The sequence below is a fragment of the Drancourtella sp. An57 genome (assembly GCF_002161525.1).
Taxonomy (GTDB): domain Bacteria; phylum Bacillota; class Clostridia; order Lachnospirales; family Lachnospiraceae; genus Sellimonas; species Sellimonas catena.
Window position 1 is genome coordinate 144,042 of the sequence record NZ_NFHY01000006.1, and the last position, 23,534, is coordinate 167,575.

General features: G+C 44.3%; 22 protein-coding genes. 19 read left to right on the forward strand and 3 right to left on the reverse strand.

What is annotated here, in order from left to right; all coding sequences use genetic code 11:
• Positions 1 to 97: 97 nt before the first annotated feature.
• Both B5G11_RS06600 and B5G11_RS06605 read left to right on the forward strand, forming a co-directional pair.
• Positions 98 to 778: a hypothetical protein gene (locus B5G11_RS06600; RefSeq protein WP_087252590.1), complete on the forward strand. Its 681-nt coding sequence runs from the start codon at positions 98 to 100 to the stop codon at positions 776 to 778.
• A 44-nt stretch (positions 779 to 822) separates the two neighbouring features.
• Positions 823 to 1,752 carry a DUF1848 domain-containing protein gene (locus tag B5G11_RS06605; RefSeq protein WP_087252633.1) on the forward strand — a complete coding sequence of 310 codons (930 nt, stop codon included), beginning with the start codon at positions 823 to 825 and terminating at the stop codon, positions 1,750 to 1,752.
• Between the two features lie 48 nt (positions 1,753 to 1,800).
• Here B5G11_RS06605 and B5G11_RS06610 read toward each other — a convergent pair whose 3' ends face one another.
• Positions 1,801 to 2,001 (reverse strand): hypothetical protein, encoded by a 201-nt coding sequence (locus B5G11_RS06610; protein WP_087168442.1) that lies wholly within the window; start codon positions 1,999 to 2,001, stop codon positions 1,801 to 1,803.
• Between the two features lie 123 nt (positions 2,002 to 2,124).
• Here B5G11_RS06610 and B5G11_RS06615 point away from each other — a divergent pair, with 123 nt between their 5' ends.
• Together B5G11_RS06615 and B5G11_RS06620 are read left to right on the forward strand one after the other, a co-directional pair.
• The gene (locus B5G11_RS06615; protein ID WP_087168441.1) at positions 2,125 to 2,841 is read left to right on the forward strand and encodes a phosphatase; all 717 of its coding nucleotides are present in this window, start codon (positions 2,125 to 2,127) and stop codon (positions 2,839 to 2,841) included.
• An 87-nt stretch (positions 2,842 to 2,928) separates the two neighbouring features.
• Entirely contained in the window at positions 2,929 to 3,222 is a 294-nt protein-coding gene (locus B5G11_RS06620) for a YerC/YecD family TrpR-related protein (protein WP_087168440.1), read from the forward strand.
• A gap of 46 nt (positions 3,223 to 3,268) precedes the next feature.
• On the opposite strand, the gene B5G11_RS06625 is transcribed toward B5G11_RS06620, so the two are convergent.
• Positions 3,269 to 3,865 (reverse strand): DUF1836 domain-containing protein, encoded by a 597-nt coding sequence (locus B5G11_RS06625; RefSeq protein WP_087252591.1) that lies wholly within the window; start codon positions 3,863 to 3,865, stop codon positions 3,269 to 3,271.
• A 173-nt stretch (positions 3,866 to 4,038) separates the two neighbouring features.
• Here B5G11_RS06625 and pcrA point away from each other — a divergent pair, with 173 nt between their 5' ends.
• The 4 genes from pcrA (at position 4,039) to B5G11_RS06645 (ending at position 9,797) form a co-directional block, all read left to right on the forward strand.
• Entirely contained in the window at positions 4,039 to 6,279 is a 2,241-nt protein-coding gene (pcrA, locus tag B5G11_RS06630; protein ID WP_087252592.1) for a DNA helicase PcrA, read from the forward strand.
• Between the two features lie 240 nt (positions 6,280 to 6,519).
• On the forward strand, positions 6,520 to 6,768 hold the full coding sequence (locus B5G11_RS06635; protein WP_087168437.1) for a DUF4366 domain-containing protein: 249 nt from the start codon (positions 6,520 to 6,522) through the stop codon (positions 6,766 to 6,768).
• Positions 6,769 to 6,823: 55 nt separating this feature from the next.
• Complete coding sequence (rlmD, locus tag B5G11_RS06640; RefSeq protein ID WP_343215476.1) at positions 6,824 to 8,227, forward strand: 23S rRNA (uracil(1939)-C(5))-methyltransferase RlmD; 1,404 nt, start codon at positions 6,824 to 6,826, stop codon at positions 8,225 to 8,227.
• 508 nt (positions 8,228 to 8,735) lie between these two features.
• Positions 8,736 to 9,797 carry a DUF2971 domain-containing protein gene (locus tag B5G11_RS06645; RefSeq protein ID WP_087166705.1) on the forward strand — a complete coding sequence of 354 codons (1,062 nt, stop codon included), beginning with the start codon at positions 8,736 to 8,738 and terminating at the stop codon, positions 9,795 to 9,797.
• An 83-nt stretch (positions 9,798 to 9,880) separates the two neighbouring features.
• On the opposite strand, the gene B5G11_RS06650 is transcribed toward B5G11_RS06645, so the two are convergent.
• Positions 9,881 to 10,165, reverse strand: a complete 285-nt coding sequence (locus B5G11_RS06650) for a hypothetical protein (protein WP_087166706.1) — start codon at positions 10,163 to 10,165, stop codon at positions 9,881 to 9,883.
• A 189-nt stretch (positions 10,166 to 10,354) separates the two neighbouring features.
• Between B5G11_RS06650 and B5G11_RS06655 the strand changes: the two genes are divergently transcribed.
• The 11 genes from B5G11_RS06655 to B5G11_RS06710 all read left to right on the forward strand — a co-directional run bounded on the left by B5G11_RS06655 (position 10,355) and on the right by B5G11_RS06710 (position 23,509).
• Positions 10,355 to 13,675 carry a hypothetical protein gene (locus B5G11_RS06655; RefSeq protein WP_087166707.1) on the forward strand — a complete coding sequence of 1,107 codons (3,321 nt, stop codon included), beginning with the start codon at positions 10,355 to 10,357 and terminating at the stop codon, positions 13,673 to 13,675.
• 557 nt (positions 13,676 to 14,232) lie between these two features.
• Positions 14,233 to 14,601 carry a helix-turn-helix transcriptional regulator gene (locus tag B5G11_RS06665; RefSeq protein ID WP_087166709.1) on the forward strand — a complete coding sequence of 123 codons (369 nt, stop codon included), beginning with the start codon at positions 14,233 to 14,235 and terminating at the stop codon, positions 14,599 to 14,601.
• 10 nt (positions 14,602 to 14,611) lie between these two features.
• Positions 14,612 to 15,400 (forward strand): ImmA/IrrE family metallo-endopeptidase, encoded by a 789-nt coding sequence (locus tag B5G11_RS06670; protein ID WP_087252595.1) that lies wholly within the window; start codon positions 14,612 to 14,614, stop codon positions 15,398 to 15,400.
• 544 nt (positions 15,401 to 15,944) lie between these two features.
• A complete protein-coding gene (locus B5G11_RS06675; protein WP_087166712.1) occupies positions 15,945 to 16,265 on the forward strand; it encodes a DeoR family transcriptional regulator in 321 nt (106 codons plus the stop codon).
• A 54-nt stretch (positions 16,266 to 16,319) separates the two neighbouring features.
• Positions 16,320 to 16,715 (forward strand): DUF4406 domain-containing protein, encoded by a 396-nt coding sequence (locus tag B5G11_RS06680; protein WP_087252596.1) that lies wholly within the window; start codon positions 16,320 to 16,322, stop codon positions 16,713 to 16,715.
• A 15-nt stretch (positions 16,716 to 16,730) separates the two neighbouring features.
• Complete coding sequence (locus B5G11_RS06685) at positions 16,731 to 17,018, forward strand: hypothetical protein (RefSeq protein ID WP_087252597.1); 288 nt, start codon at positions 16,731 to 16,733, stop codon at positions 17,016 to 17,018.
• Complete coding sequence (locus B5G11_RS06690) at positions 17,018 to 18,148, forward strand: DUF2800 domain-containing protein (RefSeq protein WP_087252598.1); 1,131 nt, start codon at positions 17,018 to 17,020, stop codon at positions 18,146 to 18,148. The genes B5G11_RS06685 and B5G11_RS06690 overlap by 1 nt, the downstream gene beginning before the upstream one ends.
• A 3-nt stretch (positions 18,149 to 18,151) precedes the next feature.
• A complete protein-coding gene (locus B5G11_RS06695; protein ID WP_087252599.1) occupies positions 18,152 to 18,694 on the forward strand; it encodes a DUF2815 family protein in 543 nt (180 codons plus the stop codon).
• A gap of 87 nt (positions 18,695 to 18,781) precedes the next feature.
• Positions 18,782 to 20,719: a DNA polymerase gene (locus B5G11_RS06700; protein WP_087252600.1), complete on the forward strand. Its 1,938-nt coding sequence runs from the start codon at positions 18,782 to 18,784 to the stop codon at positions 20,717 to 20,719.
• 13 nt (positions 20,720 to 20,732) lie between these two features.
• Positions 20,733 to 21,137 carry a hypothetical protein gene (locus B5G11_RS06705; RefSeq protein WP_087252601.1) on the forward strand — a complete coding sequence of 135 codons (405 nt, stop codon included), beginning with the start codon at positions 20,733 to 20,735 and terminating at the stop codon, positions 21,135 to 21,137.
• Positions 21,137 to 23,509: a virulence-associated E family protein gene (locus B5G11_RS06710; protein ID WP_343215479.1), complete on the forward strand. Its 2,373-nt coding sequence runs from the start codon at positions 21,137 to 21,139 to the stop codon at positions 23,507 to 23,509. The genes B5G11_RS06705 and B5G11_RS06710 overlap by 1 nt, the downstream gene beginning before the upstream one ends.
• Positions 23,510 to 23,534 lie beyond the last annotated feature (25 nt).

A 23,534-nucleotide genomic window follows, 5' to 3' on the forward strand; every position in this document is an offset into this window, starting at 1 on the left:
TTTTATAAAAGGGGAAGCAAAGCTGTTGAATCCGGACTGCCCGGATGACAGTTTTTTTAAAGTATGTTATACTGAAAAAAACTGAAAGGAGAAAAAGATGAAACAGTATGTAAAGAAAACAGTTGTTTTTATTCTGACAGCGTCACTTATGTTGCTGACAGGATGCCAGCAGCCGTTTGATGCGACAGGATATACACAGGCCGTTCTGGATATGGTGACAAGGGGAGAAACAAAGGCATACGAGGCAATTTCCGAGTCCAGCGAAGAAGAAGCGAAAAAACAGTACGAGGCAGCGATCGATTCCTACATGCAGGAATTTGATTCCCTTGGATTTTCGGACGAGCTGACGGAAAAGTACCGGAGCTATATTCCAAACCTGATGCAAAAGACAAAATATACCGTGCAGGAAGCAAAAGAGCAGGATGACGGAAGCTTTGAAGTCGGCGTGGAAGTAGAACCGATCATTATGTTTGGAGGAATAGAAGAGCTGCTCCAGCAGAAACTGCAGGATTATCTGTCCCAGGTGCAGAACAATATTCTGAATAATCAGGCGGCGCCTACCGATGAGGAGATGACGGAGGCAGCGGGAGAGATGCTCTACGAATGTCTCAATACCGCTCTTGAAAATCCACAGTACGGTGACAAGACGACCATTACCGTACATGTGCAGGAAAGTGAGACAGAAAATGTATGGGAGATCCCTGGCGAAGACGTGGATGCGCTCATGACGGCACTGATCGATACGACAGGCGCGGAAGAAGCATTTACCCTGTCCTGATCAGGCGTTTCAAAGGAAAGCCCTGGAGGAAAGGAGTGGGAGCTGTGATAATCAATACCGGGATGCGGACAGATATTCCTGCCTGTTACAGCGACTGGTTTTTCCGGAGGATCCGGGAAAAATATGTGCTTGTGAGAAATCCTTACTATCCGCAGCAGGTCACACGGTACCGTCTGACGCCGGATGTGGTGGATTGTCTTGCCTTTTGTACCAAGAATCCGGGACCGATGCTTGGAAGACTCGATGAGATTTCGGTATTTCCGCAGTTCTGGTTTGTGACGATCACACCCTACGGAAAAGAGATCGAACCGCAGGTACCGGACAAGAGAAAGGTACTGGAATCCTTCCGCGTGCTTTCCGAAAAGGTTGGAAAACGGGCTGTCAGCTGGCGTTATGATCCGATTTTTCTGTCGGACCGGTACAGCCTGTCCTTTCATATGGAGGCGTATGAAACGATGTGTGCATACTTAAGCGGATATACCGATCAGTGTGTGATCAGTTTTATTGATCTGTATGCAAAAACGAAGCGGAATTTTCCGGGAGTCCGGCCGGTTCGCAAAGAGGAACGGCTCTGTATCGGAAAAGAGTTTGCACAGATTGCAGGGAAGTATCAGATCCGGGTACGTTCCTGTTGTGAAGGTACAGAACTTGCACCGTACGGCATCGATATTTCAGGCTGTATGACAAAGGAGATTCTGGAACATGCGGTCGGCATGGAAATGCAGATTCCGGGCGGGAAAAAGACTCCGAGAGAGGGATGCAGCTGTGTTCTTGGAAGTGACATCGGAGAATACAATACATGCGGGAACGGCTGCATTTACTGCTACGCAAATGAGAACAAGGATCTTGTACAAAAGAAGATGAGAGAACACGATCCAACCTCCCCGTTACTGACCGGACATCTCCGGCCGGAGGATGAGGTAAGGATCGCAAAGCAGGAGAAATACTGTACAGGACAGATGACGTTGTTTTAAAAGAAGATGCCCGTCTGCGGAAACTTGCCGCAGGCGGGCATCCCTTTTTCAGGATTGATCAGAGCCTTTTTGGGATTTGATTTTTGGAGCAGTATAGGCGTAGACTTCTTCATAAGACTGAAGTTCTGCTTCAGACTGCGGTGCGGATGGAATCAGGCCGGTACAGTCGTTGGCAGAAGCAGAATTGGCCAGATAATCATAAGAATCTGGATTCTTCCGGGCTTTCTTTACAGTTGAATCTTTCTTCATTTGGATCACCTCAATCAAAAGTATGGACGGAAATGAAAGAAGTATGTATCATTGTTCTTAATGGAAAAATATGTTAAACTAAAGCAGTAAAGTAGAAAAGATATAAAGAAAGAAGGGATCTTTTTGAAAATCTTAGTAGATTCACATTCTCATACTGTGGTAAGCGGGCATGCCTACAGTACGAGAATGGAGATGATTCAGGCCGCAAAAAACAGGGGACTGGAGGCGCTTGCCTTGACGGAGCATGCACCGGAGATGCCTGGAGCGTGCCATGAATTTTATTTCCAGAATTATACAGTCGTACCAAGAGAAGTGGACGGGCTTCACATTCTGATGGGTGTGGAACTGAATATCATGGACGAGTACGGTACAGTAGATCTTCCGGCAGGTGTTTTGAAGTCGATGGATCTTGCCATTGCGAGTATCCATGGACCGTGCTATGGAGAAAGCCGTTCCAGGGAGCTGAATACACAGGCCTATCTCAACGTGATGAAAAATCCGTATATTCATATTATTGGTCATCCGGACGACGGCCGGTTTCCGATCGATTACGAAAAACTTGTCAGAGGAGCGAAGGAGACCAATACGCTTCTCGAGATGAATAATTCCTCCCTGCGTCCGGGCGGATTCCGTGTGAATACTGAGGTCAACGCAAAGGAAATTCTGGAACTCTGCAAAAAAGAGGGCGTTTATATCACAACAGGCAGTGACGCACATATCGACGCAGACGCCGGAGAGTTTAGCTGTATCGAAAAAATTCTTCAGGAGACCGATTTCCCGGAAGAACTGATTGCCACAACGTCTTATGAAAAATTTTACAGTCTTATCAAACGGAAATGATAACAACTGCTAGACTTTATGAGTTTAGTGTGCTAAAATAGTACTCGGCAGAAACATTGCCCGACGAACAAGATATGGAGGGTAGATATGAGTAGGAAAATTAAGACAGAGGCTGTGGACAATCTGTTTGAAGGGATTCTCAGCCTGAAAAATAAGGAAGAGTGTTATATTTTCTTTGAAGACATCTGTACGATCAATGAGCTCTTGTCTTTATCTCAGAGATTTGAGGTGGCAAAAATGCTGCGTGAGCAGAAGACGTATCTGGAGATTGCAGAGAAGACCGGAGCATCAACCGCGACGATCAGCCGTGTAAACCGTTCTTTGAACTACGGCAATGACGGGTACGATATGGTATTTGACAGAATTGAAAACAAAGAGTAATCATAAAGACGCTGAAAGCCTCACGGCCCTCAGCGTCTTGTTCTTTTTATTTTTTCTCATCGGAGAAAGAATCAATCAGTTTTTCGATAATTGTCTTTTTGATGTAGACATCAAAGCTCAGCGAGCAGATAAATGCAAACAGCTGCAGATATTCCTGATCCTCCTTCGGTGCATCCTGATAAGTCCGGGAAGATTCCTCCCAGAGATTTTTGATATCCTCCTGAACTGAAGTGATCCGGCTCTTTTCCAGCTGGCAGACCTCTTTGTACACCGCAGACAGATCAAAATCTTCTGATGTCTGGAAATACTTCTCGGTCAGAGGCTTCAAAAGCAGCTCGATATCGTGGATCGAAAGCAGATTTTTAAAATAGTAGATAAAAATCAGAACAAGAAGGTGCTCTTTGGAATATTTCTTCTTTACCGGAGGTGGAAGAAGATGATTCTTGGCATAATTGTTAATCATCGTCTTCGTAAGAATCTTGTCCTGCTCGTAGCGCTTCGTGGAACTTAGCTGTGTCTCCATAAATGTCGTAACCTGATCCATGTATAAATCAATATTCGGGATTTCACCCGGATGGATATAATCGATTCTGGAAAGGCTGTCTAAAATACTGTTTAATAAATCATTTGTGTCAATCGTCATAACGTCAAAACCCCTCGTGTAAAAACTTCATATATACATTATATAGTTTTAAAAACTAGATGGCAAGTTTTTTGTGAAAGGTTGGGCCAGAAGAATCTTCCAATACCTTGAAATATCGAACAGATGTATGGTATACTGATAAAACTACGAACAGAGATGGGAGTACATAGAAAATGAGTATTTATGATTCATTGAATGATATGCAGAAAGAAGCGGTCTATCAGACAGAAGGACCGGTTCTGATTCTGGCGGGAGCCGGATCGGGAAAGACGAGGGTGCTGACGCACCGCATTGCCTATCTGATTGAAGAAAAAGGGGTGAACCCGTGGAATATTCTCGCCATTACATTTACCAATAAAGCAGCGGGCGAAATGCGGGAACGCGTGGATCAGCTGGTCGGATTCGGATCCGAGAGTATCTGGGTCAGCACGTTTCATTCTGCCTGTGTGCGGATTTTGAGACGATTTATTGATCGGCTCGGATATGATACGAACTTTACGATTTACGATACGGACGATCAGAAGTCGCTGATGAAGGAAGTATGCCGCTATCTCCAGATCGATACGAAGATGTACAAAGAACGGGCACTTTTATCCGCGATTTCTTCCGCAAAGAATGAGATGATCAGCCCTGAAGAATACCGTCTTGAAGCAGAGGGTGATTTTTCCAGAAAAAAGATTACCGAAGTTTATGCGGAATACGAAAAGCAGCTCCGTGCCAACAATGCACTGGACTTTGATGACCTGCTTGTGAAGGCGGTTCAGCTGTTCCAGACACAGCCGGATGTGCTGGAGTATTATCAGAACCGGTTTCGCTATATTATGGTGGACGAGTATCAGGATACGAACACGGTGCAGTTCCGCCTGATCCAGATCCTGTCATCCAAATACCGGAATCTGTGTGTGGTAGGGGATGACGATCAGTCCATCTACAAATTCCGGGGAGCCAATATCAAGAATATCCTGAACTTTGAAGAGGAATTTCCGGATGCGGTGGTAATCAAGCTGGAGCAGAATTACCGTTCCACCTCCACCATCCTGAATGCGGCCAATGCCGTGATCCGCAACAATCACGGCCGGAAGGACAAGACACTCTGGACCGAGAATCCGGAAGGGGAGAAGCTGGTCTGCCGTCAGTTTGACAATGCCTACGACGAGGCGGACTATATTGCGGGAGCCATTCAGAAGAAAGTCAAGGAAGAGGGCGCTTCCTATAATGAATGTGCCGTTCTGTACCGAACTAACGCACAGTCTCGTATGTTTGAAGAGCGCTTTGTATCCACCAACATTCCATATAAAGTGATCGGAGGCGTCAACTTCTATGCAAGACGGGAGATCAAGGATCTGCTTGCCTATCTCCGTACCATCGAAAACGGGCGGGACGATCTGGCAGTACGCAGAATTATCAATGTGCCAAAACGGGGAATCGGACTGACTTCCATCAACCGGGTGCAGGAATATGCTATCCAGAAAGAAATCGGATTTTATGAGGCGCTTCGGGCAGCGGACCTGATTCCGAATATCGGACGCGCCGTTTCCCGTCTGGAATCTTTTACCGCCTTGATCGAGCATTTCAAAGAGGAATCAGGCCGGATGACACCGCTTGCCCTGTTAAATGATATTATCGAGACGCTGGATTATGAAAGCTATCTCGAAGAGATCGATATGGAAGACGCCGAAAGCCGGATTGAAAACGTGGAAGAATTAAAAAGCAAGGTGGCTTCCTACGAGGAAAGCTGTGAGCAGACCGGAGAACAGCCGACGCTGTCCGGATTCCTGGAGGAAGTAGCGCTGGTGGCCGATATTGACAATCTGGACGAGGAGAGCGATTATGTCGTTTTGATGACTTTACACAGCGCGAAAGGACTGGAATTCCCGTATGTCTTTCTGGCGGGAATGGAGGACGGGCTCTTCCCAAGTTATATGACCATCACAGCAGATGATCCGATGGAACTGGAAGAGGAGAGACGCCTTTGCTACGTCGGTATTACAAGAGCCATGAAAGAGCTGACGCTGACCTGTGCAAGGAGAAGGATGGTACGGGGCGAGACCCAGTACAACAAATCTTCCCGGTTTTTACGGGAGATTCCGGAAGAACTTCTGGGCGGGCACAAAGAGCTGCACAAAGAAAAACCGCAGATGGAGATTGCAAGAAACCAGACCTACGCCAAGGCAAAAGCAGCTTTTCATTCTCAGGCATTCGGTATCAAAAAGCCGGTGCAACAGTTTAAGGTGGCTTCCGGAGAAGGACCGGGTTATGACGTGGGAGACCGTGTCCGTCATATGAAGTTCGGTGAAGGACTGGTGACAGCGATCACAGAAGGCGGCCGGGACTACGAAGTAACGGTCGAGTTCGATACGGTCGGAGTGAAAAAAATGTTTGCGGCATTTGCGAGACTCAAGAAGGTTGAGTAGGCGCAGATCAGACAGACGGACAAAAGAGCATGGGGAATTGTAATTTTAAAAGTACGGTTCACCCCAAACCGCCGTCCGCATGCGCACTCGTCGTGCTTCTGAGTATGGTGTGAACAGCACCCTTTAAAATGACAAAATCAGGAAAAGTTCACATAAAAGGATGGCATTCTGTCTATGATAGTGGTATAATTACCAAAAAGAATAAGCGTTGAGATGGCAACATCGGAAAGGAGAGGGAGCATGAGCGGAAAGTTTGAAGAGATTATGGCAGCTTCCAAATTAAGCGAATTATTACAGAAAAAAGATGAAGATAATACGAAAAAGGTGATTGTTTGGGTACTGGCGATTATTGGAGCCGTAGCAGCGGTAGCAGCGATTGCTTACGCAGTATACTCATTCTTTACACCAGATTATCTGGAAGATTTTGAAGAAGATTTCGATGACGATTTTGACGACGACTTCTTCGATGACGAAGATGAAGTAGAGTAAAACTTGGAAAAGCAAGAGAAGATAGGGTAGGAAATCAACTTCCTGCCTTATTTTTTTGAGAATCAATACAGGAGAGAGAAGAACCATGAAAAAAGGAACCATATATGAAGGAACTGTCTGCTGCGTCAAATTTCCAAATAAAGGAATTGTGAAAGTGGAAGGCGAAGAGCAGGATATCATCGTGAAGCATGTGATTCCGGAACAGAAAGTAAAAGTGGCAGTTAATAAAGTGAGAAAAGGGAAAGCCGAAGGACGGCTTCTGGAAGTCCTTGAGACATCGAAAGACGAGATCCCGTCGCCGTGCCCACATTTCGGACAGTGCGGAGGATGCTCCTACCAGAGCCTTCCGTACGAAAAGCAGCTGGAACTCAAAGAATCCCAGGTACGGGAACTTTTGAAAGACCGGATTCCGGAAGGAGTATTTGAAGGAATCAAGGAAAGCCCGGTGCGGGAAGCGTACCGGAATAAGATGGAATTTACATTCGGCGATGAATATAAGGACGGCCCGCTGTCACTTGGCATGCATAAGCGGGGAAGCTTTCACGATATTGTGACCGTTTCCGGGTGCCGGATCGTGGATGAGGATTTCCGGATGATTCTGGAATGTACCAGAGAGTATTTTGAACAGCAGAAGGTGCCGTTCTATCACCGGATGCGCCATGACGGATATCTCCGCCACCTGCTTGTAAGAAAGGCGGTAAAAACAGGAGAAATTCTGGCGGACCTGATTACAACATCCGCTTATACAGGGGAAGAAGCTCTGCTGAGAGGGTGGAAAGAAGCACTGCTGGCATTACCGCTGAAAGGAACTTTTGCGGGAATTCTGCATACGAGAAACGACAGCCTGGCTGATGCGGTAAAAGATGAAGGAACAGAAATTCTGTATGGACAGAACTATTTTTATGAGGAACTTCTGGGACTGAAATTCAAGATTACACCATTCTCCTTCTTCCAGACCAATTCTCTGGGGGCCGAGGTACTGTACGAGACAGCACGGGAATATATCGGAGATACGAAGGATAAAGTTGTCTTTGACCTGTACAGCGGAACAGGCACCATCGCCCAGATCGCGGCACCGGTAGCAAAAAAAGTGGTCGGCGTCGAGATCATCGAGGAAGCGGTTGAGGCAGCGAGAGAAAATGCGGCATTGAATGAACTGGATAACTGCAGCTTCTGGGCCGGTGATGTGCTGAAAGTAGTTGATGAGCTGCAGGAAGTGCCGGATCTGATTATCCTTGATCCTCCACGTGACGGAGTACATCCGAAAGCACTGGAAAAGATCATTGGATTTGGGGCAGAGAGGATCGTTTATATCTCCTGCAAACCGACCAGTCTGGCGAGAGATCTGGAACTGCTGACAGGAAAAGGATATGTGCCGGAACGGGTAAGCTGCGTGGATTTATTTCCGGGGACGGTGCATGTTGAGACGGTAGTACTGCTCACACGAGATATTGTATAAATGCAATGGAAAACGAAATAAATACCACAAGATATAGCTGTTTGCGGAAACATATCTTTTGGCAGAAGTAAGGGCAAAATGCCTGGAAATAAGAGAAAACAGCGAATATGGGGTGTGAATAAGCATCCCATTTTTGCTATTCTAAAGGTGGATATTTTAGCCGGAATAAAGGTATGCTTAGAGATTTTCAGAATGAATATTTGTAAATGTGGTGTGTTTCTTTGTTTTACAGAATGTATATCAGTTTCCGAAGAGTGAAGAGGGGTAAGAAAAATGGTTGGATAACGGGCTTATGCGAAAATGTTTACTTTTACCGAAAAGTATAAAACAATCTGGCAGAAGCATTTAGAAATTTTATGCGCATTATGTTCTGTGGTGTGTTAATCTATAAATGCAGAAGAAATCAGCATGGACGATTGGAAAATTGCATTGGATTTTGAGGCAATTAGAGCTATAGGAATCAAAGAAGTCCGGGTAACAGAAGTGGTAAATATTTGGGAGGGTTATAGTGAATTATAGAGACGAGTTTGAAAAAATTGTAGAAAATATAAAAGTTAACAGGAATACTTTGCCAGAAGAATTTAATCAAAAAATGCAGCCAATGATTCAATTCATTCAAAATAATATACCTAACCAGCTTTATAAATTTAGATCATGTACAGAATATAGTTTGGATGCGTTTGAGAAAGATGAGATATGGTTAGCGAATGCTTCGCTATTTAATGATTTACACGATAGTCTCTTATTCCTTGATAAACCAACAATACTAGAACATGCAAAAAAAGTATTTGCCCCTGAAAATGCTGCAACTTTATTTAAATATATAAAACAGTATCAGGAACCTCTAGAGAATTTGAAGTTTGCAGACTCAAATATGCGTACATTTATAAGAAATGGACTTGATGCTTTGGATGAGCGGACATTTTTGGATAAAGTACAACAAATTCTTCCTGGACTTGATGCGTTTTTGGAGACAAGTTTTTCCGCAATTAGAGAAGAAATACGAGGTCACATAAAAATGGCTTGTCTTTCTGAAAGTATAAAGTCCCCATTAATGTGGGCACATTATGCAGACAATCACAAAGGATTTGCAATAGGATATGATTTTAGAGATAACGATATTTCGCAATGCTCTAATTGTCCCAATCGATCATGCGGAAATATTAAGTTAGCTACTATATATCCGATAATCTATTCTGATAAACGTTTTGACGCAACAAGCTACGGCCAATGGCGTGTGGAACAATACATGAAAGAATGCATAGGAATTCTGCCAGAAGGAAGTTACGAAGATGAGTTCCTATTTACGAAAGCTGCATTAAACAAGTCAAATGATTGGAAATATGAGAATGAGTGGAGAATAATATGTTCAACACCTAATCAAGCTATAGAACAAAAAAATCGTTATCCAATTATTAAGCCGCCGGTTGCAATTTATTTGGGATGTCAGATTCCTGATATTTATCGAAAACTACTTATACATATTGCTGATATGAAAGGAATTGCAAAATATCAGATGATTGTGAAAGATTATTCACATGCATATGAATTAGATTATAAACCTCTATAAATATGTTCATTTAATTGTCTGCTTTCAGAAGTGTGTAAAAAGAAATGTCAAACTCATATATTTAAAACCAGATAGTTTATATTTTATTTTATTTCATAGGTTAATGCTATCATTATTTTATCGCTTTTCTCATAGGCAATAATAGAAAAAGAATTGTTTAAATTAAATTTTTTAGAAAAGTAAAGTGAATAGTTGAAATTGCTAAGAGGTACAGTATGAGTAAGAGTAGTACCTTTACTGTCAGAAAATAGAATAAATTGATGTACAATCTCTGTAGTTGGCAAAGCGACAATGAGACGGTATATTTCCTTTATTAAATCTTGTGGTATTTTTTCTTTAACAGCTTTAGAAACTATAAGTTTTTTCATTGAGCAATCCTCCTTTTTTGTCAGTTCATGTTAGCTCTGATTTTTATAAATAGCAAGTATTTTAGATGACCAGGGGCATTAAAAATATTCAAAAAAGATGTGGGCAGTACAGAGATCCGATTGACAAGGGCATCAATTTTTAGTATTATTTTTAGTGGGCAATGAGAAATTATGTTTGGAGGCTTATATATGGAAGAATATGCTATTAGAATCAATAATTTGATCAAAGATATTCAGAAGCAGCTGGAATCAGAGGAACTTGAGTCTGTTATTAGAGGGGATACCTGGGATCAATTAACAGAGGTAATGAGTGACAGAATCAATACAATCGCTCTGCAAGCAGAATCTGAAAGTACGATTGCTTTTGAAATGGATCATCAATTGGTTAATATTTCCGATCTTATTCTCATTCCTGCGGGATATGATGGATATACGCCTTATCGCGAAAGAAGTGTAAAATTAACTGCTTTTGATGATGATGACACAAAGTTTCATGCTGTGAGCAAAAATGGTAGGATTGATAGTAAGTACAATAATTTTATCATCGAATATAAAAAGCACTCAAAGTATTTGACAATTGCAGATATGGAAAAAGCAGAAAAGCAGGCGATTAAATATCTTCAGGCATTGAATCAGGAAGAACCTGGTGAGTATGCTGCTATGGTTACAGACGGTTTCCAGTATCAATTTATTGAATGGATTGATAATACATTTCATAGTGAAACGGTAGAAAGATTTGACGGGAAAGCATTAAGCAGGCTGATTAAAAATATTATTAAACTTTCTGTTAAATCTTTGGATGCAAAAAATTTAATTAATGATCTTGTCATAGCACAGCATAGAGGAACTAACCTGATTTATTCTATGACAAAGGCAATTAATACTTCTTTAGATAGTATGTGTATGGAAACTACTATATCATATTCTTCATGGCTTGACAACTTTGGCCTGTCTCATGACGATGCTTCACAGCAACAGGCAATTGAAGAGAGACGAAAGGACTTAGCATCTATTGTCGGGAAAAAAGAAATTGGTTCAAACGAGGAGTATAGAATTTTATTTTCTTTACACACAGCTACGGCAATCATAGGTATGCTTATTGCATACAAGGTAGTTTCAGTTATAAAAAATAATAGGAAAGAGTATTCTTTACGCAAGTTATATAATCTTGAGCCAAGATTTTTGCGAACAGAACTTAATCGTATTGCAAATGGAGCGGTTTCTTCAGAAATTCATATATATAATTTGTTGGAACTGAATTGTTTTACATGGGTATTCTTAGAGGAACAATGGACAGAACAAATTTATCATACTATCAATGATGTGATATCTGTTTTGCTCAAGTATGAAAACATGCCTGATTTGACCAGCAGAACCGATGATCTTTTTAGAGATTTATATATGGCAATTATGCCTACTAGCGTAAGGCATTCGCTAGGAGAATATTACACTCCTTCGTGGCTCGCAGAGAATGTGATCAATGAAGCAATTAGATATTCACCGCTAAAGGGAATAAATGGAGTAAGAGTGCTGGATTCTGCAGCAGGGTCAGGTACATTCCCCCACAAGGTAATATCTATGAAACGAAAAGAGTATTGTAATCTGGAAAAAGGTAAACAGCTTGAACATATATTAACAGAGGTAGCATCAATAGATGCTAACGTTCTGGCGGTAATTTTAGCGCGTATTAATTATTTTATCACCATTGCAGATCTCATATCTCATGAACAAAAAATATATATTCCTGTTTTTATTGGGGATTCTACAGTTTCCAATAGTGACAAACTAACCGAAGATAAAAAATACTATGTTGACAAATTGCTTGATGCTGAGGGAAATACTGTAACCTTAAGAGTTCCCACCCATTCTGTCAATAATAAAGAAGAATTTATTAATACAATTCGTTTTATGGCAGATATTTCAGATGACGAGAACGATGATAGTTTGATTAGACAGCTAGATAAAATTTGCACGGAAGATGAAACCGAAGAAATAAAAGAAGATTGGATTAGATTAAAAAGACGAGGCATGTTAAGTGACTCTATGGTGAGTACTATAACAGACTATTATTTGTTATGCGCTTTAGGTAAGTACGATATGATTGTAGGAAATCCTCCTTGGGTCGATTGGAAAAGTCTGCCGTCTGTTCATAGAGAAAAAATCAAAAACGCATGTGTTTCAAGAAAACTGTTTTCTGGTGACAGACGCACCGGCGGAATTAATTTAAATGTTTGTGCATTGTTGTCGAATATTACGGCTGAGAATTGGTTGGCAGAGCATGGTGTTATGGCTGTTTTGATGCCTCAGAATCTTCTATTCCAGCAGAGCTATGAGGGGTATAGAAATTTGTATATAGAAGGGGATAGACGGTTATATTTCCAGGAAATTGTTGACTGGTCAATGTCGGGACATCCTTTTTATCCTGTACAGCAGCTTTTTTGTACTTATATAATATCCGATACAAAACAGGATTATTTTAAAGGGATACCGTATAGAGAAATCGTTTTAAATAAAGGGATAAAACTTGAGAAGATTTCAGATAAAATTTCACAAGACACTTTTAATGATTATTTCACAATAAACGAAAAGGTTATTGGAAGAACCACGGAAACCCGCACAGCCTTGACAGTTGCGGATAATATATCAGTGCTAAAAAGTATTCAGAAAATATCAGGAACTACTTCATATATTGGAAGAGAAGGTGTTGAGTATTACCCACAAGAATTACAACTTTTTATTCTCAAGAACGTTAATCATGAAAAGCAAACAGTTTCATTAGAAACGTATAAAAACAAAAGATCCAAGTATTCTATTGGAGTTAGAACTCCAGAAATTGAAACCAAATATTTGCGTCCACTGGTTAAAGGAGTCGGCATCAAAAGATTTCATGTTGAACCTTCAGAGTTTATAGTCGCTTTTCCATATGACAAGGAACATAGCAAGATCCCATTTAATAGAAGTGAGTTAAGTAAGTCTTCTCCCCTTCTTTATCAGTATTATAAGGAAAATAGGGAATATCTTGAAATGCAGACAGGATACAGTGATTCAATTATTGGAAATAAACATGCAGAATACTATGCACTAGCCAGAACAGGCATTTATTCGCATGCGCCGTGGTATGTAGTTTTTAGAGATAATACCAAGTGGGTATCTGCAGTTATAGGTCAGGTTGACACCGCTTGGGGCGGAATGAAAACACCAGCATTTCAGAATCATTGTGTTTCTATTTGCGAACGATCCGATGGTGAATTTATATCCGAAAAAGAGGCCTACTATATTTGTGGAATTCTCAATTCTCATTTGGTCGAAAATTTCATAATGGCCACATCAGATAAAAGAACTTTTAAGATTAGGATCCCGGTTAAAATTGTCGAGTTCGATGGGATGAACAAAGTTCATTTGAGAATAGCAGAATTAAGCGAAAAGGCCCATATTAATTATAATAATGATGAAATGATTGAAAATATACGTGACGAAATAGATATGCTCTATCTTGAATCTCTAAAGTAACGATACTAAAGATTTAATAAAGTAAACATCCCATTGACAAACAGAACGTGTGTTCGTATAATATAATCATCGCTACAGTAGGAATCGTTAATTCGAAATGAGAAGAGATTAAACAGACACTTTCCCTTGAGTTTAATTTTGCTCAGGAGGCACAATGATTATATGGAATATGAAATAGGATCCAAAGCCTTCATCATTGAAAGTAATCGAATTCTTCGAGAAGTAACCATAGTTCGTAAGAACTCAGATTTTTATATTGTTCGGTTTGACAACAATGGCAGTATCCAGTTACGTAAAAGCCGGATCTTCCCTACCAGGGAAGCTGCAGAACAGCATCTTTCAAAGAATAACCGCACATCTCAGACATCTGGGAGTCAATCACCATATCATCCTTGGCATTAAAAGCTGAAACATTTTGATATTGGTGATTGACAACTCCCGGTATTTTTTGTATACTTGTGTTATCATAAAAGCGAACAAGCATAAATGCTAACAAGAAAGCGAAGAAGAGTAAAAATAAGACTACAAGAACGAAAGAGATGAAAAGGTGAAGGATTATGACGTATGCGAATTTTGGAGATTTTATAAGCAGGAAGAGGATCGAGAAAAAGATAACCATCAGAAAAATGGCGGATATGCTCGGAGTTTCTGCACCGTTTCTTACGGATGTTGAAAAAGATAGGCGAAATCCTTTCGACATTGAGAAGCTGAATCAACTCGCTCATATTCTGGAACTGACAAAGGAAGAAAAAAATGAGATGCTGAATCTAGCTGGAAAGAAGAGAAAAGCTGTTGCCCCAGATTTGCCGGAATATATTATGCAACGGGATTATGTGAGCGCGGCACTGCGTACAGCCAGGGATTTGGACGCTGGCGAAGAAGAATGGAAGCATTTTGTTGAAGAACTGAAGAAGCGAAAGGGGTAAGTGCCTATCTATGTATGTAGCAGAAATTGTTCGAAAGAGATCAGGGGCTCCGGTATTAAGCCGGAAGGAGATCGATATCATTGGAGAAAATTTAGTATCAGATTTTAATCCGGACGCCATGCACACACCACAAGAGATAGATATAGATCTTTTTGTCCAGGATTATCTGGGGGCAGATCAGGATTTCCAATATTTATCTCATTGCGGTGTCTATCTGGGAATGACGGTGTTTAATGATACGGACAAAGTTCCTGTATATGATCCTATTCAAAATCGGGCTGAGTATATTAGTGCCAGGGCCAATACGATTATTATTGACCGGACTCTTTTAGAAGAAAATCAGGAACATAGGTATCGTTTTACAATGGGACATGAAGCAAGCCATGCTTTTTTACATACCCCATACTTTGCTTATGACCCTAATCAGATAACTTTAATGGATTTGCTGGGTAAAAGAAAAGAAGCTGCAATGATACAGTGCAGGGTTGATACGAAAAAGATGAATTGTGAACAGCAGGCGGTCTGGACAGACAAAGAGTGGATGGAGTGGCAGGCCAATGCATTATCTTCTGCAATTTTAATGCCTAAGGCAATGGTTCATAAACTTGTGAGGGCTCTCCGGCAAAAGCCAGGATTTTCTCAGAAAAAAGAAATTCAAAGATGCTATATTGAAGCGGATACAGTTTCACAAGTTTTTAACGTGTCCTTTCAGGCAGCTACGATCCGGTTAAAAGAGTTGGGGATTATTCGGCAAGAAATTTGTATGACACAGCAAGTCCTTTGTTTTATGAGGGAGTAGTTCACCTATAAGGATATGGCGGGTTTCTTAAGAAGCCCGCAAAATTTTTAATTTACTTGTTCGCTAGTTAGCGAACAAGTAAATGAAGAAGGGGGATTGATACAGTGGAAGAATTTCAAATGGATATCCATTTAAGCTGTCCGTGGTGTGGTGGTAGCGAAATATTGGTAGATCACCGTACCAAGGCTACGATTTCTGTTCAGTGTGCAAAATGCAGAAAGATTTACAAAGCCTATCTGGACTTATTAAAAACAGAAAAATCTAAAGCCCAGAAACGTATAGGATGAAGAAGATAGAAAAGCTGACTGACCGTAGGGACAATTCAATAGTCACCAATAAGGGTCGGAGCTGACTGTAAATGTTTACAGTTATGCTCTGATCCTTTTTTTATTTCTATCAGCTACTTTTTACACTTTTTTATATGTAAACGGAGAATAAACGAGTAGATAAAAGTTTTGCGAAAAAGTTTTTTAAAGCGGTCAAAAGGTGTCCGGTTTAACCAATAAATTAAAGCCACGGAGCAAGGGAAAGGAGGTGTGACACGATGAGACCCAATGAACGAAGGGCGGCGATCTTCGATGCACTGTGCATCAGACGCCAGGATACAGTAGAAAATCTGGCGTCTGAGTTTGGCGTGAGTGAGAAAACCATCCGGCGTGATATTGAGGAACTATCGTGTTCATACCCAATTGAGACAGTTCGTGGCAGATATGGTGGCGGTGTGAAGGTAGCAGATTGGTACCATCAAAACCGGAAAACGCTCTCACCGGAACAGGCAGAACTTTTGAAAAGGCTGGCCCCCTCTTTGGAAGGAAATGACCTTGATGTTATGAACAGTATCATTTCCCAATTTTCTCCCTATTAAATCCAGAATACGGGAACACCCCCGAATGATTATGAAAGGTACAGGTGAATGACGATGAAAAAAGTTTTTATTTGTTCTCCCTATCGTGGTGATGTTGAGAGGAATGTAGCGCTTGCGAAAGCCCATGCACGATTTGCGGCCCGTTGCGGATATTGCCCTGTGGTTCCGCATCTGATGTATCCGCAGTTTCTGAAGGATTCTGATCCGGATGAGCGGATTCTCGGTATTACGCTCGGTGTAGAACTGATGAAGATCTGCGATGAGGTGTGGATTTTTGGAAGCACAATCAGTAATGGTATGGCGTTTGAATTGGAGCATGCCAGCAAGCTGGGAATTCCGGTACGCCTCTACTCTGATGATGGCAGCCGGATTTATCCGGAAACCATGATGATTGATGACCGCATCACGGATGCGTTCCGTCAGGCAGTATACAAACTGAGATTTGCTTAAGAAAGGATGTCACATATGAATGAAATTTATAAGACTCTCGCAGAAGGGTATGAAAAGCTGGCCGCTGGTTACCGTGCTTTGGCAAAAGACCAGAAGGATAAAAAAGCAGAGATGGCTGTTCCGGCTGAACCTAAGAAGAAGGAAATATCCATTGAAGAAGTGCGGGCAGTTTTGGCAGCCAAGACTCAGGCTGGAAAGCGCCGGGAAGTGAAAGAACTGCTTTTGAAATATGATTCCGGGAAACTCTCTGGCGTGAAGCCGGAAAACTATGCTGCCCTTATGGCAGATGCGGAGGCGCTTTGATGGGCGCTCACGCACGGTTCTCTCCATCAGCGGCAAACCGCCTCATCCATTGTCCACCCTCTCTGGTGCTGGGCGAGGCATTTCAGGATGAAGAGAGTCCTTATGCGGCAGAAGGTTCTGCTGGACATGCACTGGCAGAACATCTGATAAAAAAGCACCTGAAACAGCAGACCCGCCGTCCGGTCTCCGATTATTATTCCGATGACCTGTTAGAAGCGGTGGACGATTATGTCAGTTTCGTAGTTGGTGAGATCGAAGCTGCCCGGAAGGAATGCCCTTATCCGATTTTCTCTGTAGAACAGAGGGTGGACGTTTCTGATTATGTGCCGGATTGCTTTGGCACAGCGGATATGGTGATCGTGACGGACAAGCTGGTACACATCATTGATCTGAAACTGGGAAAAGGCGTTCCGGTGTATGCGGAGAAAAATCCACAGCTGATGATCTATGGGCTTGGCATTCTCGATATGGCCGAGATGCTCTTTCCGATAGAGACTGTTCGTCTGACCATTTTTCAGCCGAGACTTTCTAATTCCAGCACATGGGAAATTGCTCCAGAGGATCTGAAAGCATGGGGAAATGAAGTGCTGCGCCCCGCCGGAGAATTGGCCCTGAAAGGCGAAGGAGACCTAAGCGCTGGAAGCTGGTGTCGGTTCTGTAAAGCAAGATTTACCTGCAGGCAGAGAGCTAAGGAAAATCTGAAGCTGGCCCAGATGGAGTTTAAGGGACCTGCACTTCTTACAGATGAAGAAATAACGGAAGTGCTGAAGCAGGCGGATGAACTTTCTAAATGGGCAGCAGATATCTATGCATACGCACAGGATCAGGCGATTGTCCATCATAAGCAGTGGGACGGTTTCAAGCTGGTAATGGGAAAGAGCAATCGGAAATACACCTCGGAAGAAGAGGTGGCTGCTGCCGCAAAAGCTGCAGGCTATACCGATATTTATAAACACACACTGCTGGGAATTACCGATATGGAGCGTCTGATGGGGAAGAAAGAATTTGCCCGTATTCTCGGCCCATTGGTGTATAAGCCCGCAGGAAAGATTACGCTTGTCCCAGAGTCGGACAAGCGGGAAGCCATTCAAACATCAACCGCAGAAGCGGATTTTCAGAAGGAGGACTAAAACATGTCTAAAAATATGAACCCTACAAAAGTAATTGTACCTTGCCGTTTTTCCTATCTGCATTGCTGGGAGCCGGATTCCGTCAATGGCGGAGATCCCAAGTATAGTGTTTCTGCCATTATTCCGAAGAGCGACACGAAAACCATCAATGCTATCAAAGCTGCCGTAGAGCAGGCCAAGAAGGACTCCATTTCCAAATGGGGTGGGAAGATCCCGGCCAACCTGAAGCTGCCGCTTCGTGATGGAGATATTGACCGCCCGGATGATGAAGCCTACGCCAACAGCTATTTCTTCAATGCGAACAGCCGTCAGGCTCCGCAGGTGGTGGATTCCCATGTACAGCCGATTCTGGATCAGAATGAGGTGTACTCCGGCTGTTATGGAAAGATCAGCGTGACCTTCTACGGATATAACTCCAACGGAAACCGTGGGATTGCGGCTGGACTCGGCAATATTCAGAAACTCCGTGACGGGGAAAGCCTCGGCGGACGCACCACAGCAGCAGAAGATTTTGAGACAGAAGAAGACGAGGATTTCCTTTCTTGATTATACTGGCGGGTGGTTTTCCACCCGTCTCTACATAAAAATATCCATTTGTTTGAAACAATTTTGCAAATAAAGGAGGGAAACTTTATGCCTATCCTGTCAATAGATATTGAAACTTATTCGGACGTGGATCTGACCAAATGCGGCGTGTATGCCTATTCGGACAGTCCTAACTTTGAAATTTTACTCTTTGCCTATGCATTTGATGAGAAGCCGACTCAGATTGTGGATCTTGCCTGTGGAGAACAGCTTCCAGAGAGGGTACTGGCTGCTTTGGAAGATCCGGCAGTTACAAAAGCAGCGTTTAATGCTCAGTTTGAGCGTACCTGTATCTCTAAGTATCTGGGACGGAAACTCTCCCCGGAAGGATGGCAGTGTACGGCAGTCCAGTCTGCCATGCTGGCCCTTCCCCTGTCCTTGGATAATGTGGGTGAAGTCCTGAATATCCAGAGAAAAAAGCTGAAGGAAGGTACTGACCTTGTCCGGTTCTTCTCCATACCATGTAAGCCCACGAAAGCCAACGGTGGCCGAACTCGGAACCGACCAGAGGACGCACCGGAGAAATGGGAACGGTTCAAAACTTACTGTATCCGGGATGTGGATGCGGAGCGAGAGATCCGGCAGAAACTGTGGAAATTTCCCATCCCAGAATCGGAAATGGAGTTGTACCGGATGGATCAGGAAATCAATGACCGTGGGATTCTGGTGGATCAGCAGCTGGTGGAGAATGCAGTTCTCTGTGATAACCAGTACCGTCAGATGGTCACGGCCAGAGCCTATGAACTGACCAGGCTTTCTAATCCCAACTCTCCGGCGCAGATTAAGGGCTGGCTTGCGGAGCATGGCGTGGAAGCGGAGAAGCTGGATAAAAAGACGGTCAAAGGGCTGATTTCGGAAACGGATGGAGAAGTATTGGAAGTATTAAAACTCCGGCTTTTGATGGCGAAGACCAGTGTAAAAAAGTATGAAGCTATTGAACGTTCCGTCTGTTCGGATGGCCGGGTGCATGGCCTGCTCCAATTTTACGGGGCGAACCGCACGGGACGCTGGGCCGGACGCTTGGTGCAGGTGCAAAACCTCCCCCAGAATCATATCCCGGATCTGGAACTTGCCCGTAGTCTGGTAAAAGAGCAGCGGTTTGAAGATCTGGATCTGCTTTATGAGTCCACCCCGGAAGTATTGTCGGAACTGATCCGGACAGCCTTTGTACCAAAACCCGGATGCCGGTTTATCGTGGCAGATTTTTCCGCAATCGAGGCAAGGGTGCTGGCGTGGTTTGCCGGGGAGCAGTGGCGGCTTCACACCTTTGCGGAAGGTGGGGATATCTATTGCGCTTCCGCATCAAAGATGTTCGGCGTCCCGGTGGTGAAACATGGCGTGAATGGGCATCTCCGCCAGAAAGGGAAGATTGCCGAGTTGGCACTGGGATATGGCGGTGCAGTCGGGGCGCTCACCTCGATGGGCGCTTTGGATATGGGACTTCAGGAGGAAGAACTGCAGCCGTTGGTGAGTCAGTGGAGAAATTCCAATCCCCATATCACAAAGTTCTGGTGGGATGTGGATGCATCTGCAGTTAAGGCCGTGAAGGAGCGGACGGAAGTGGTTCTTGGAAAACTGTGCTTTACTTACCGATCCGGCATCTTATTTGTCACCCTTCCTTCTGGCCGGAAGCTGTCTTATATCAAGCCCCGGATGACTCAGAACCGCTTTGGAAGGGAGAGCCTTTCCTATGAAGGTGTCGGGGAGAGTAAGAAATGGATGCGGATTGAAACCTACGGCCCGAAGCTGGTGGAGAACATCGTGCAGGCCACGGCCCGTGACCTCTTAGCGCAGGCCATGCTCCGGCTCAGGAATCGAGGTTTTGACATTGTGATGCACATCCACGATGAAGCGGTGCTGGAAGTTACGGCCGGTGTCTCCAGTGTAGAGGAAATCTGCAAGATCATGTCGGAGCAGCCGGATTGGGCGGCGGGCCTGCCCCTCCGTGCGGACGGTTACGAGTGTGCGTTTTATAAAAAAGATTAGAGGAGGATGCGCTATGGGGATCAGTTATAAGAATGGATCAGGATGTCCCGATCCGACAGCCTATTATGCTGTACAGCATATGGAAGCGGAAGAAAAGAGGTTACACATCCGGTATCCGACCGGGCAGATGGTTTTGGAAATTGAGCGTTTCTTCCCCTGTACCGTTGCAAAAGCAAAGAAACTCTCTCTGTTGCTCCGGCGGTACTGTGAAAAATCAGAAAAGGAAAAACTGCGGCAGTTTCTGGTGAAACAAGAGATGAATTACCGCTCCCGGATAAAGGCGTATCAGAACCGGGAGAAAAAGACGGAAGATGAATCGGAAAAGCAGGAACTGCAGCGCTGTATCCGGGTGTGTGAAAGGATGCTGCAGAGGATACGGAGAAACATAGAAATCTTTATAGAGGAGGGAACCGTATGATCCGACTGAGTATTGGCAACTCCAGAATGGAGAAACACTGGAACCTTGTGGAGATGGAATTGTCCGAGTTTAGAGACCGGATCTTCCGCACCCAGAGGACTGCCGAGACGGTGGAGCAGTACCGGAAGCTGGGGAAAGCGAAGCAGGATGAGATTAAGGATGTGGGTGGTTTTGTCCTTGGCACATTAAAGGGCGGCCGCCGGAAGAAGGACTGTGTGATTACCCGGTCGGGGCTGTCGCTGGATATGGACTATGCAACAGAAGATATCATCGATCAGATCGAGATGTTCTTTTCTTTTCAGTGTTATGTGTATTCCACGCATAAGCATACACCGGAAAAGCCAAGACTCCGTCTCATCATCCCTCTGTCCCGTGAGGTGACACCGGATGAGTACTGCGCTGTTTCCAGAAAAGTTGCGGAAGAGATCGGGATTGAACTGTTTGATGATACCACTTATGAGCCGAGCAGGCTGATGTACTGGCCTTCCACCTCTTCCGATGGAGAATTCGTGTTCCGTGAGATCATGGGAGACCTGCTCGATCCGGATACGGTTCTTGCTAAGTATACGGACTGGCACAATACAGCGGAGTGGCCGGTATCCAAACGGCAGCAGACGATTGTACGCCGTGACATGAAAAAGCAGGCTGATCCTCTGGAAAAGCCGGGAGTGGTCGGAGCGTTCTGCCGTGCCTACAGTATCACGGAAGCGATGGATACTTTCCTGACCGATGTGTATAAACACAGCGCTATGTCCGGCCGATATGACTACATTCCTGCTGACTCGCAGGCCGGTGTCGTGATCTATGAAGACCGTTTCGCATACAGCCACCATGCCACTGATCCGGCCTGTGGAAAACTGATGAATGCGTTTGATGTTGTCCGTATTCACAAGTTTGGAGGATTGGATGCAAAGGCAAGTGAAGATACCGATCCGGCGAAGCTGCCATCCTTTAAGGCCATGCAGGAATTTGCCATCCAAGATCAGCGGGTGAAAGCCCAGCTTGCCAAGGAGCGGACGGAGGCGGCGCAGGCCGAGTTTACGGAGGAAGATGCAGAGAACTGGCAGACTCTTCTGGAATTGGACAAGCAGGGTAAGGTAAAAGACACGCTTACCAATATTGCCCTGATTCTTCGGTACGACCCGAAGTTGAAGAACATCGTCTTCAACGAGTTTAAGTGCATGGTGGATGTGATTGGGCCATTGCCGTGGCGGCAGGTGAAACCCGGCTGGGGTGATACGGATCTTTCCTGTGCCAAGCTGTATTTTGAGCGTGTCTATGGGATCTGGTCACCGACAAAGTTTAAGGACGCCTTGCTGGCCGTGGTATCTGCGGAGAGGCTCTATCACCCCATCAAAGAATACTTTTCTACCCTGCAGTGGGACGGGACAGAGCGGCTGGATACACTCTTGATCGACTATCTGGGTGCGGAAGATACAACCTACATCCGTGCTGTTACCCGGAAAACCTTTACCGCTGCGGTAGCCAGAGTGTATGAACCGGGGATCAAGTTTGATTCCATCCTTGTGCTGAACGGCCCGCAGGGGATCGGGAAATCTACCCTGTTTGCCCTGCTGGGAAAAGACTGGTATTCAGACAGCCTTTCCATTTCTGATATGAAAGATAAGACCGCCGCTGAGAAGCTTCAGGGATATTGGATTCTGGAACTGGGAGAGCTGGCCGGGATCAAGAAGGTGGATGTGGAGACCGTGAAATCTTTTGTTACCAGAACGGATGATAAGTTCCGGCAGTCCTATGGCGTGGCTGTGGAGAGTCATCCCAGATCCTGCATCATTGTGGGAAGTACCAACTCCGAGGGAGGCTTTCTGCGGGACATTACCGGGAACCGGCGCTTCTGGCCGGTACATGTTTCCGGGCATGGCCGGTTCCACCCGTGGGAACTGCAGGAGGTGGATCAGGTCTGGGCAGAGGCATTGGAGCGTTATCACAATGGAGAGGAATTGTATCTGAAAGGCCGGGTGGCGGCAGATGCTTATGTCATGCAGCAGGATGCGATGGAGTCCGATGACCGGGAAGGCGTGATCGCAGAGTATCTGGAGACGCTGCTCCCTGCGAACTGGGATCGGATGGATCTATACCAGCGGAGAAGTTTCCTCGGCGGCAGCGAGTTTGATGGTACGCCCACGGCGGGAACCGTGCGCCGGGAGAAGGTCTGCATCATGGAAATCTGGTGTGAGTGCTTTGGAAAGGAGCGCCAGAACCCGAAACGGACGGATTCCTATGAGGTGGAATCCATCCTGATGAAGATTGGTGGCTGGGAGCCGATACAGGGACTCAAAAGCGGAAAAACCCGTTTTCCCCTTTATGGCCCACAGAAGACATTCGTGCGATGCAAGGAACAGCCGGATTAAGTTGGGAACGTTCCGTTGTATCTTT